Raw genomic sequence first — 11,865 nt, 5'->3', positions numbered from 1 at the left:
GTGATGTGAAGCCGGTTCTCCGCCCGGCAGATGTACAGCGATCTGTATATTGCGATAACTTCCCTGACGACTCCCTCGTCAACAGGGGCCGCCTTTGCGGCCCCTTTCTTTTTCTGTCCTGCCTGATCCTTCTGTGGTAAATAACCCGCATGTCACGCAAACTGCTCGATACAATACGCCGACGCCGTGCCAGTGAAACTGGGGCAACAGTAAAAGACTGGTCAAACCGCTATCGCGTCGCCTTGGTTTATCCCAATACCTATCACCAAGGCATGAGCAACCTCGGTATGCAGACGGTCTACCAGTTGATCAATCAACGTGATGACTGTCTTTGTGAACGTTTCTTTTTGCCCGATCCGGAAGATTTGGCGGAACATCAGAAAACAGGTTTTCCCCTGGTTTCATATGAATCACAGAGCCCCTTAAAGGATTTCGATCTGGTTACCTTGTCGATTTCATTTGAGAACGATTATCTCAACCTGCCGGTTATTTTTGCCCTCGGCGAGTTGCCTCTTTATGCCAAAGAGCGCGATGACGAAGACCCGCTGGTCCTGTTCGGCGGTGTCTGTGCGTTTCTCAACCCGGCTCCTTTGTTTGATCTGGTCGATCTGGTGGCGGTTGGTGAGGCTGAACCGATTCTGCCCCCTCTGTTTGATGTTTTCACGTCAGCGCAGAGTAAAGGGGATGCGTTGTCCGAACTTGAAGCAATTCCCGGTGTTCTATTGCCGCATCTGCAATCGCATTCAGTCTCTCGCCGTCAATTTCTCGCTGATCTTGACCAGTCCGCCAGTCGCAGCTTTATCCAGACTGAAGAAACCGAATTCGGTGACATGGCATTGTCTGAAGTCTCCCGTGGCTGTTCACGAGGGTGTCGCTTCTGTGCCGCTGGATATATCTATCTGCCGCCGCGGGAACGGAGCCTCAATAACCTGCTGCAGCAGGTAGATTCTGGACTCTGCGAACGGCAGAAGGTTGGGCTTGTCGCTGCGGCTGTTGCGGACTATTCAGATATCGAAAAATTGCAGGATGGAATTTTACAACGTGGTGGGCAGGTTTCCGTTTCCAGCCTGCGCCTTGATGCCTTGACAGCGGAAGAGGTGGCGGGTCTACGAAACTCTGGACTGCGGACCGCGTCGATCGCTCCGGAAGCGGGAAGCCAGCGCTTGCGGAATCTGATCAACAAGGGGATCAATGAAGAGCAGATCCTGCATGCTGCGCAATTGCTGGCTGATGGTGATATCCGCAATCTGAAGCTCTATCTGCTTATTGGTCTGCCGACCGAGGAACAGGCCGATCTGGAGGAACTGCTTGAATTGGCGGATAAGGTTCGCTTGATCTGGCGAGAGGCCGGACGCAGGCAAGGTCAAATGGGTACCCTGACCTTGAGCGTCAATCCCTTTATCCCGAAACCATTCACGCCGTTCCAGTGGGCCGGTATGGAGCCAGAAAACAGTTTGAAGAAAAAGCTGCGTTATCTTCACTCCGCTGTATCGCGGATGCCGAATACCGAGTTGAATTCCGAGTCGCTGCGTTCAGCTGTGATGCAAGCTTTTTTGTCGCGCGGCGACAGGAAGATCGGCGCGCTGCTGCCCCAGTTGGCCGAAGGTGGCAACCTGAAACAGATCTGTAAAAAGAACGGCTTGAACATGGCTGATTATGTCACCCGCGAGCGGGACGAGAATGAAATTTTTCCCTGGGAGGTGATTGATCAGGGGTTCTCTCGAGAGTATTTGTGGGGTGAGTATCAGCGGGCGTTGCGAGGTGAGTTGACGGCTCGGTGTATGGAGGGGTGTCGGCGATGTGGGATTTGTACTGATGAGTGATGCAGCAACTCCTTCCCGATTACTGCTGCGACTTTTTCTCCCCTTCGGTCTCGGTTATTTCGTTTCCTACGTTTTCCGAACCGTTAACGCCGTCATTGCTCCGGATCTGGTGACCGATCTCGGGCTTTCCCCAGCTTCCCTCGGCCTGCTGACATCCGCTTATTTTCTCACTTTTGCTGCTTTCCAGCTGCCGCTCGGTATTTTGCTCGACCGCTACGGTTCACGTCGGGTTGAATCCGTTTTATTATTGTTTGCGGCGGCCGGTGCTTTGCTGTTTTCTCTGGCCGATTCACTGTCCATGCTGCTGCTCGGTCGTGCACTGATCGGGTTGGGCGTTTCCGCCTGCCTGATGGCTGCGTTCAAATCTTTTTCCGCCTGGTTGCCTGCGGACAGACTTCCCTTTGCTAACGGTGTGCAGATGGTCTCCGGGGGGCTTGGCGCTTTGACAGCAACGACACCGGTGCAGATGGCTTTACAGATCACCGATTGGCGCGGCGTGTTTCTGCTTTTAGCAGGGTTAGGGCTGCTGGCTGCCATCGCAGTTTTTTTACTGGTGCCGGAACAGCCCCTTGCCGGTGAGAAGGAATCCTTCCGTCAACAGTTGGATGGCCTGAAGATCGTTTTGAGCAGCAGAACCTTCTGGCGTATTGCGCCTTGGGCTTTTACCAGCCAGGCTGCCTATTTGTCAATTCAAGGACTTTGGTCCGGGCCATGGCTCCGTGATGTGGCGCTCTACGGGCGTGAGCAGGTGGCGGACGTGCTGTTCATCATCGCTCTGGCAATGATTGCCGGCTATTTTGCCTTCGGGAGCTTGGCTGGAAAATTGAGCAAGTACGGCGTTGCCCCGGGCACTGTGGCAGCAGGTGGAATGGCAGTGTTCCTGCTGGTGCAGTTGCTGCTGGTGGTGGCACCGCAATATGCTGCTCTGCTCTGGCCTGGGTTCGGCTTTTTCGGTACTGCCTGTATTTTGCCTTATGCCGTGCTGGCGCAGAGCTTTCCGAAAAGTCTGACCGGGCGCAGCAATACCAGCCTCAACCTGCTGGTGTTCGTCGCCGCCTTCGCCGCGCAATGGTTGATCGGTGCTATTATTGGCCTTTGGCCACTGTCGGAATCTGGCGGCTATCAACCGGCGGGCTACCGTTCGGCATTTCTGCTCTTGATCGCGTGTCAGTTGCTGACGGCGGGATGGTACGGATACGCCGGGCTGAAAAAGAAATCCGGACAGCCCGGCGCTTGATAATCAGCTGGCTTTTTCCTGGATGGCGATACGGTAGTTGATGATGTCCTCAATTGTCAGCACCGGCATGTAGTGCTTCTCGGCAAAATCGATCACTTCCGGCATCCGTGCCATGGTGCCGTCCGGGTTGGTCAGCTCGCACAGCACACCACAGGGCTTCAACCCCGCCAGTCTCATAAGGTCGACGGTTGCTTCGGTGTGACCTGCACGTTCCAGCACTCCTCCTTCGCGTGCCCGTAGCGGGAAGACATGCCCGGGGCTGCAGATGTCACTCGGTTTGGCATCGTCGGCAATCGCCGCTTTGATGGTGGTAACGCGATCTGCAGCTGAAACACCGGTGGTGACGCCTTCGGCCGCTTCGATAGTGACGGTGAAGGCGGTCTGGAACTGACTGTTGTTTGCCTCGACCATCATCGGTAATCCCAGCTCTGTGACCTTTTCATCGGTCAGGCAGAGGCAGACGATACCGCTGCATTCACGGATTAGCATCGCCATCTGGGCATCGGTGAGGGTTTCGGCGGCGTAGATCAGGTCGCCTTCGTTTTCGCGATCTTCGTCGTCAGTGACTAGGATTCCGCGCCCGCTACGGAGCGCTTGCAGTGCTTTTTCAACACGTTCGAACGGGGTGCCGAAGTCGGCCAGAAGTGACTGATTCATGGTTTTCTCCTGTAAAAGAAATTGGACCAGAATCAGGGCGTTGAAGGATTGATCGCAGAGACTGCACAGATCGTACGGCCGCAGCCGCTTTGTGGCAGGTTGCATGATCCTCTTTCATCCGGACTATAACCGTCGGCTCCGGCATCTCACCGGATCTGCTGACCTTTTCCCCATGGAAAAGCGCTCGCGGGCTCCCCGCACAAAGTCGGGATACCGCCGGTGGGGACTTTCACCCCGCCCTGAGAACAGCATGTCTTTTCTAGATCAGTTTTGCCCGGCTGTCAACAGCTGGTCGTAGAAAAGAAATTTTTGCAGGATGTGAAAACCAGCCGAGGTTTCGATGATTGGGCTGTAGGCAAAGGGGGCAAGGTCAGCCAGCACTGCCTTGATTTTTGGTGCCAGCTGCTCTGGTAAATAAGGCCCCCAATAACCGCTATTTTTCTGAAATTGGACGGTAGCCCTGCTCATGCCGAGTTGATAGAAGTCTGCACCATTTTTTAATTCGCGCAGGGCTTCTTCGGCCTCTTCTGCGGAAGCGAACATCAGCTGGCGCAGATGCAGAGACGCGGTCGGCTGGTCGCTTTCCTGCTGATATTTCTGTGGGGCCAAGGCGACAAAACGCTGCCAGATGCGTTCTCTCTCCATTCCCAATATTTTGGCCTGGAGCAACGCTTGCCGGGCAAGGTTGTATTGCCCCTGTTGCAGCAAGATGTCAGCCATGTCGGGATAAAACCAGCCGAGACCGGGGTTGAGAGCAGCGGCGTCCCTGTATTTCCGCAGCGCATTGTCAAGGTCGCCGGAGACATGATAGACCAGACCGAGAGTGGCATGCTTTGATGCCTGCTGCGGACTGAGCTCGATCGACCTCTGCAGTGCCTTGATCGCTTTTTCATTTTTGCCGGTGTGGGCGTAAGCAGAGGCTAGGTTGCGCAGTCCACTCGGATTTTCTGGAGCCAGTTCCAGTGATCTTTCGTAGGCGAGAATCGCCAGCGGTAGATTACCTTCCTTAATCATGCGGTTGCCGATGAAAAAGTAATCAGCTGCGAAGGTGTTGCTGTCGCTGAGTTCGTCAAGCTGACGGTTGAATTCCTGGTCGCTGCTGATATCGTTTTCCCCCAGCCTCAAATGAGCCTGCTGGATTGCCTGTAACGTTTCTTTCGGGGTCAGCAGCTCTTCCAGGCGTTTCTTTTCCGCTACTGTCGCCTGGTCGTCAGTTTCAGCGAATACTTGTTCAATATAAGCTTCGATCAGTTTTTCAGTGTCCTGCTGATCGTCCTTTTTTTTCGCTGGAGATTTTTTCTCCACTGCGGGAAGTTTCATTTTTAACGCATCTGCCTGCCCCTGTGCAGCAGCCTTGCGCAACCAGTACCAGGCCTGCTTTTTATCTTTTTCCCGCCCCTGCCCATAGAAAAAGCGCATGCCGAGGCTGTATTGTGCATCGGCATGATTTTGCTGCGCTGCTTTTTGCAGCCAGTCTGCTGCCTGTTCGGGATCTTTCTTTACCCCCTGGCCGAGCAGATAACGCAGCGCCAGGCTGTATTGCGCATTGGCGTGACCACTGTCCGCAGCCAACCTCAACCATTTCACCGCTTCCAGATAATTCTGCCCCTGGGCTTTGCGTAAGTAGGTGATGCCGACCTGGTACTGGGAATCGGCATTCCCTTGTTCGGCAGAGCGAAGCAAGGCGGGAGTGACTGCAGCAGACGCCAGATTGGTAAACAGGATCAGAAACAGTATGACAGGAACAAAGAGTCTGCTCATTTCTTTCCCCAACCCCCTCCCCCCGGTGTTTCGATGCGTAGCTTCTCGCCCGCTGCGAAAGAGCAGGTGATTTTACCCGGCACCCTCTCTGCCGTGGCGGATATTTTTTGATTTCTGCCATTTTGCCCGTTGGAACCACCGTTTAGCCCGTAGGGGGAACCGTTACGACGCTCGGTCAGAACTGTCACTTCAGTGTCGGTGAGCATTTCGATCTCGCGGATCAGTCCATCTCCTCCCCGCTGTTTCCCAGCACCACCAGAACCACTGCGAAGGCCGTAACAGGTCACGCGGAAAGGATAGGCGTACTCAAGCGCTTCGATCGGGGTATTGAGAGTGTTGGTCATGTGTGAGTGCACCGCGTCGGCGCCATCGTGCAAACTGGTGGCTCCGCACCCGCCGCCGAGGGTTTCGTAGTAGCTGAAAGGCTGATCGGTGCGTGGGTCGATGCCGCCAATGGTCGTGTTGTTCATGGTGCCCTGGCTGGCAGCGGGGATCTGTTCCGGTATCGCCTGCGCTAAAGCGCCCAGAACCAGGTCGACGATGCGTTGGCTGGTTTCGACGTTGCCGCCGGCGACCGCTGCAGGAAAGCGGGCATCGACCACTGTCCCAGGTTCGGTCAGGATATTCAGCGGTCGGGCGATTCCAGCGTTGGTCGGCACATCTTCTTTGATCAGGCAGCGGAAGCAATAAAGCACTGCAGACAAGGTGATGGCGTAGACTGCGTTGACGCTGCCTTTGACCTGCCGGGCGCTTTCTCGGAAGTCGAGCTCGGCGGCGTCACCGGTGATCTTCACCTTTAGTTTTAAGGGGACCGGGTCGGTAGAAATACCGTCGTTGTCGAGATAATCCTCGAACCGGTATTCGCCGTCCGGAATTGCCGAGATGGTCTGCCGCAGCATTTTTTCCGCATAATCGTTCAGGTAACCGGCGTAGTCGCAGGTTTGCTGCAGACCATATTTCTCCACAAGTTGTTTGCTGCGCTCGACCCCGGTCAGGTTGGCCATGACCTGGGCCGCGAAATCGCCCTCCCGTTCCTGCGGTGTGCGTACGTTCCGCAGCAGCAGAGCGAACAGGTTGCGATCGATCTCGCCGTTACGGACGATCAAGGTCGGCGGGATGATCAAGCCTTCCTGGAAAATACTGGTCGCCACCGGCATCGAACCGGGCGACATGCCGCCTACATCGGAGTGGTGGGCGCGGTTGGCCACGTAGAACGCTGGTGTTTCGCTTTCGTTCACGTAGACCGGTGCCACCAGGGTGATGTCCGGCAGGTGAGTGCCACCGGCGAAGGGATCGTTGAGCATCACCATGTCGCCAGCCTGCATGTCGATGGCGGCAATCGCTGCTTTCACCGACAGCGGCATCGATCCCAAGTGGACCGGGATGTGCGCCGCCTGCGCGATCATGTCACCGTTTGCGTCGAATAGGGCGCAGGAATAATCACGGCGCTCTTTTATATTAGGAGAAAACGCGGTGCGGCCCAGGGTGACGCCCATCTCCTCGGCAATGGCGACGAAGCGGTTGCGGAAGACCTGCAGCAGGATCGGGTTGACGATCATTTTTCCGCCTCCTTCCGTGTCAGCAGCAGGTGGCCGAAAGGATCGACGTCGCAGCACCACTCGGGAGGCAGCACGATGGTCGATGAATACTCGGTGATGATCGCCGGGCCGTCGAAGCTGTTGCCGTGCTGCAACCGGTTGCGATCAATGATTGTTGTTGCCTGCTGTTTGCCGCCGAAGATCGATTCGGTCTGCCCGAGGATTGCTTCAGGCACTGGTTCTGCTTGTGCTTTAGGCTGTTGCTGAGGCAGTTGATGATCCGGGCGGCCGTAGGCACGCAGCCTCAGGTTGACGATCTCCACCGGTTTGTCAGCGCTGGCATAACCGTAGGCACGCTGGTGCTGCTGGTGAAACTCACTGACAAAGTCCTCTGTGTAGTCGACCAGCAGCTCAAACGACTGGCCCTTGTAGCGCATGTCGAGCAGCGGCTGCAGTTCGATGCGCTCGGCGCTGACGCCTTCTTCCCGCAAATCCTCTTGTGCCTGCTTCATCAGCGGAGCGAACTGTTCATCCAGAATAGCGTGATCGGCCTGCTGCTGATCCAGCATCACAGTCTGTGAATAGTCCTTGATGACGTTAGCCATCAGCATGCCGCAGGCTGAGAGGATGCCGGGGGAGGTTGGTACCATCACCTGCGGCATCTGCAGGAGTTCGGCCAGCTCGACGGCATGCATGCCACCGGCGCCACCGAAAGAGAAAAGAGTGAATTCGCGCGGGTCGAAGCCGCGTTCAACCGAAATTTTCTTGATCGCACCCTCCATGGCGCTGTTGGCGACGGCGAGGATGCCTTCCGCCAGTTCGATCGGGTCGAGCTGAAGCTGTGTGGCGAAATCTTCCATCTTCTGTTTCACTTTTGCCGTTTGCAGCTGCATACCGCCACCGAGAAAATGATCCGGAATCAGGCGGCCGAGATAGAGGTTGGCGTCGGTGACGGTCAACTCTTCTCCCTTACCGTAGCAGATGGGTCCCGGATCGGCACCGGCGCTTTCCGGGCCGACCTGGAGTGAACCGCCACGGTCGAGCCGGGCAATGGAGCCGCCACCGGCACCGACGGTGTGAATGTCGATCATCGGCACCTTGACCGGGTAGCCAGCGATGGTCGATTCGGTGGTCAGCGGTAGATGCCGGTCTATCAGGGCGACGTCGGTGCTGGTGCCGCCCATGTCGAAGGTGATCAGCTTGTGGTGTCCGCTCTGTTTGCCGATGACGTGTGCGCCGACTGCCCCCCCGGCCGGGCCGGAAAGGATGGTGCGGACCGATTCGCGACGAGCTGTTGCCGCTGAAATCGAGCCGCCGTTCGACTGCATGATGCGGAACACCTCGGCTCCCGATTGTTCGGCAATCTGCGCCAGGTAGCGGTCCATCTTCGGTGAAACATAGGCGTTGATCAGGGTGGTGCTGGTGCGCTCGTATTCGCGGAACTCGGCCAGAATCTGGTGTGACAAAGAGATCGGCAGCCCGAGTGCTTTGAGCTTTTCAGCGATGAGTAGTTCGTGTTGCTGGTTGTTGAAGGAGAACAGCAGCGCTACGGCTATCGATTCGACCTGTTTCTGCCGGAGTTGTTCCAGCAGCGGCTGCAGATCAGCTTCAACGAGAGTTTCGATGATCTCACCTGCCGGGTCGACCCGGCCAGAGATGCCGAAACGCAGTTCGCTTGGCACCAGCGGCGGATTTTTTTTCACCTGCAGATCGTACAGCTCGGGACGGTTCTGGCGAGCGATCTCGATGATGTCTTCGAAACCACGATTGCTGATCAGGGCAGTACGCGCGCCTTTTTTCTCCAGCAGGGCATTGGTGGCGACGGTCGAACCATGCACCAGCCAGAACGGGCGCTCACCCGCCAGGTGGTTCAGTCCGGCCAGTACCGCTTCGGCGGGATTGTGCGGGGTCGAGAGGCGTTTGTGCTCGCCGCTCTGGTTGCCTTCCTGCCAGATGAAGTCGGTGAAAGTACCACCGGTATCTATGCCGATGATCAGCATCGGTTCTCCCCTGAAAGCAGATTCGAAAGTCGCAGGCCTGTCGACTTTTTCGTTTCCTGTTACAATGGTGCTTGTCTGACTGTTTTTACACGATTATCTCCAACCGGGACAGCATAGACAAGTTGAGGAGAAGAGTCCATGGGCAAGGAACAAACTCAGGATCTACGTGAGCTTCACGAAATAGAGGACGCCGAGTGGCGGGAGTCGCTCGACTATGTTTTGCAGACGCAAGGGGAAGAGCGGGTCCAGCAGCTTTTACGCCTGTTGCAGGTGCGGGCGCAGGAGCAGGGGGTGAATATCCCTTTTACTGCCAACACCCCTTACATCAACAGCATTCCGAGCAGCCAGCAGCCGGTTTACCCCGGCAATCGGGAACTGGAGCGGCGGATCAAGTCGATGATCCGCTGGAACGCGATGGCGATGGTGGTGCGCGCAAACCAGGAATCAGCGGGGATTGGCGGGCATATTTCCACCTTCGCCTCTGCGGCGACTTTGTGGGAGGTTGGCTTCAACCACTTCTGGCGCGGCCGGACAGAAGATTTTCTCGGTGATATGGTCTTTTTCCAGGGCCATGCGTCGCCGGGGGTTTACGCCCGTGCCTTTCTCGAGGGACGACTGGACGAGGACGATCTGAACGGTTTCCGTCGTGAACTGAGACCGGATAAGGGGGGGCTCTCTTCTTATCCGCACCCTTTCCTGATGCCAGACTTCTGGGAATTCCCGACCGTCTCCATGGGTTTCACTTCGCTGACCGCTATTTACCAGGCACGTTACAACCACTACCTGGTCGACCGCGGTCTGCGCAAGGGAAGCGGCCGCAAGGTCTGGGCGATGCTCGGTGACGGCGAGATGGATGAACCGGAATCCCTCGGCGCAATCACTCTGGCCTCGCGCGAGAACCTCGACAACCTGATCTTTGTCGTCAACTGCAACCTGCAGCGGCTTGATGGGCCGGTACGCGGCAACGGTAAAATTATGCAGGAGTTGGAGGCCGCCTTCCGTGGCGCCGGTTGGAACGTCATCAAGGTGATCTGGGGCCATGAATGGGATCGCCTGCTCGAAGTCGACACCAGTGGCAAGCTGGTTCAACGGATGGACGAGGTGCTCGACGGAGAGATGCAGCGTTTCACTCTGAATAACGGCACCTATATCCGTGAAAACTTCTTCGGCAAATACCCGGAGCTGCGTGAGCTGGTTAGCGGCTATACCGACGAACAGCTGGGCAAGTTCTCACGCGGCGGCCATGATCCGCAGAAGGTCTATGCCGCCTATCAAGCGGCTGTCAATCACAAAGGTTCGCCGACTGTGATCCTGGCCCAGACAGTCAAAGGGTATGGCCTCGGAGAAGCGGGCGAGGGCAAGAATATCACCCACGCACAGAAGAAATTGAACGAGGACGAACTGAAAGCGTTCCGCACCCGTTTCAACATTCCTCTGAGCGATGAGCAACTGCTCGAGACCCCTTTCTACAAGCCGGATGAAGACAGCCCGGAAATGATCTATTTGAAAGAACGGCGTGCTGAGCTCGGTGGCAGTCTGCCGCACCGCAAGGACGCCAGCTACCCGATGGCCTGCCATACCCAAGAGGTGTTCCGCGAATACTTCGAGGGCTCCGGTGACCGTCCGCTGGCGACGACCATGGCCTATGTGCACATGCTGGCCAAGTTGCTGCGCGACGATGAGTTCGGCAAGTTGATCGTGCCGATCGTGCCGGATGAAGCACGCACCTTCGGGATGGAGTCACTGTTCCGCCAGTGCGGTATCTACAGCCATGCCGGACAGCGTTACGAGCCGGTCGACAAGGGCAGCCTGTTGTTCTACAACGAAAAGACCGATGGCGCGATCCTCGAAGAGGGAATCAGCGAGGCAGGCGCCATGGCCAGCTTTATCGCCTCCGGTACCGCGCATGCCAACAACGGTGTACAGACGATTCCGTTTTACACTTACTACTCGATGTTCGGCTTCCAGCGGGTCGGCGACCTGATCTGGCAGGCCTGCGACTGCCGGGTGCGTGGTTTCCTGATCGGTGCCACCAGTGGCCGCACCACTCTGGCAGGCGAAGGTTTGCAGCATCAGGACGGCCACAGCCACGTGCTGGCACTGGCGCCGCCGAGCGTAAAGGCCTACGATCCGGCTTTTGCCTACGAACTGGCGGTTATCGTTCACGAGGGTCTCAACCGGATGTACTGCAATCAGGAAGACCTGATCTACTACCTGACGGTGACCAACGAAACCTACCTGATGCCGCCGATGCCGAAAGGCAAGGATATCCGCGAAGGAATCCTCAAAGGTATGTACCGTTACAGCAAATCGCGTAAAAAGGGCAAAGGCAAGGTTCACCTGCTCGGCAGCGGAGCCATCCTCAACGAAGCAATCAAGGCTCAGCAGATACTGGAAGAAGATTACGGCCTGAGTGCCGATGTCTGGAGCGTGACCAGCTACAAGGAGCTGTACACCGATGCGGTTGAGTGCGAGCGCTGGAACCTGCTGAACCACGGAAAAAAACCGAAAGTCCCTTACTTGTCGAGCCTTCTGGCGAAAGAAGAGGGCAGCTTTGTCGCCGCCAGTGACTACATGAAGGTTCTGCCGGCAACCATCGCCAAGTGGTTCCCGGGAGAGCTGCACTGTCTCGGCACTGACGGCTTCGGACGCAGTGATGATCGTGAGCGTTTGCGCGACTTCTTCGAGGTCGATGCGCGCTACATCGTCCTTGCCGCCCTGCGCCAGCAGGTCGACGCCGGTCAGTTGCCGAAGTCGATTCTGGACAGTGCGATGAAAGCTCTGAACATCAATGCGGAGAAACTGAATCCGCATACCGATTAACATTTTTGTTGAGTAAAAGGACCTGT

At 56.6% G+C, this 11,865-nt stretch carries 7 protein-coding genes and 1 riboswitch; of the genes, 3 read left to right on the top strand and 4 right to left on the bottom strand.

Translation table 11 applies throughout. The annotated features are described in order from the left end of the window. The first annotated feature begins 149 nt into the window (after positions 1–149). Entirely contained in the window at positions 150–1,823 is a 1,674-nt protein-coding gene (locus tag BUB13_RS04685) for a radical SAM protein (RefSeq protein ID WP_072906058.1), read from the top strand. Then, entirely contained in the window at positions 1,816–3,060 is a 1,245-nt protein-coding gene (locus tag BUB13_RS04680) for an MFS transporter (RefSeq protein WP_072906056.1), read from the top strand. The genes BUB13_RS04685 and BUB13_RS04680 overlap by 8 nt, the downstream gene beginning before the upstream one ends. Positions 3,061–3,063: 3 nt before the next feature. On the opposite strand, the gene ribB is transcribed toward BUB13_RS04680, so the two are convergent. The 4 genes from ribB to BUB13_RS04660 form a co-directional block, all read right to left on the bottom strand. Beyond that, on the bottom strand, positions 3,064–3,717 hold the full coding sequence (ribB, locus tag BUB13_RS04675; protein ID WP_072906334.1) for a 3,4-dihydroxy-2-butanone-4-phosphate synthase: 654 nt from the start codon (positions 3,715–3,717) through the stop codon (positions 3,064–3,066). Between the two features lie 102 nt (positions 3,718–3,819). After that, positions 3,820–3,968, bottom strand: a riboswitch (FMN riboswitch). Positions 3,969–3,981: 13 nt separating this feature from the next. After that, the gene (locus tag BUB13_RS04670) at positions 3,982–5,478 is read right to left on the bottom strand and encodes an SEL1-like repeat protein (protein WP_072906054.1); all 1,497 of its coding nucleotides are present in this window, start codon (positions 5,476–5,478) and stop codon (positions 3,982–3,984) included. Next, entirely contained in the window at positions 5,475–7,037 is a 1,563-nt protein-coding gene (locus BUB13_RS04665; protein WP_072906052.1) for a hydantoinase B/oxoprolinase family protein, read from the bottom strand. The genes BUB13_RS04670 and BUB13_RS04665 overlap by 4 nt, the downstream gene beginning before the upstream one ends. Continuing rightward, a complete protein-coding gene (locus BUB13_RS04660; RefSeq protein ID WP_072906050.1) occupies positions 7,034–9,016 on the bottom strand; it encodes a hydantoinase/oxoprolinase family protein in 1,983 nt (660 codons plus the stop codon). Before BUB13_RS04660 ends, BUB13_RS04665 begins: the two co-directional genes overlap by 4 nt. A 138-nt stretch (positions 9,017–9,154) precedes the next feature. On the opposite strand from BUB13_RS04660, the gene aceE reads away from it, so the two are divergent. Then, positions 9,155–11,839, top strand: a complete 2,685-nt coding sequence (aceE, locus tag BUB13_RS04655) for a pyruvate dehydrogenase (acetyl-transferring), homodimeric type (protein WP_072906048.1) — start codon at positions 9,155–9,157, stop codon at positions 11,837–11,839. The last annotated feature ends 26 nt before the right edge of the window (positions 11,840–11,865 follow it).

Origin of the sequence: Malonomonas rubra DSM 5091 (assembly GCF_900142125.1) — a bacterium.
Classification (GTDB): Bacteria; Desulfobacterota; Desulfuromonadia; order Desulfuromonadales; family Geopsychrobacteraceae; genus Malonomonas; species Malonomonas rubra.
Note: the sequence above shows the minus strand (reverse complement) of the source record. Positions and strands in the feature narration are given on the sequence as shown.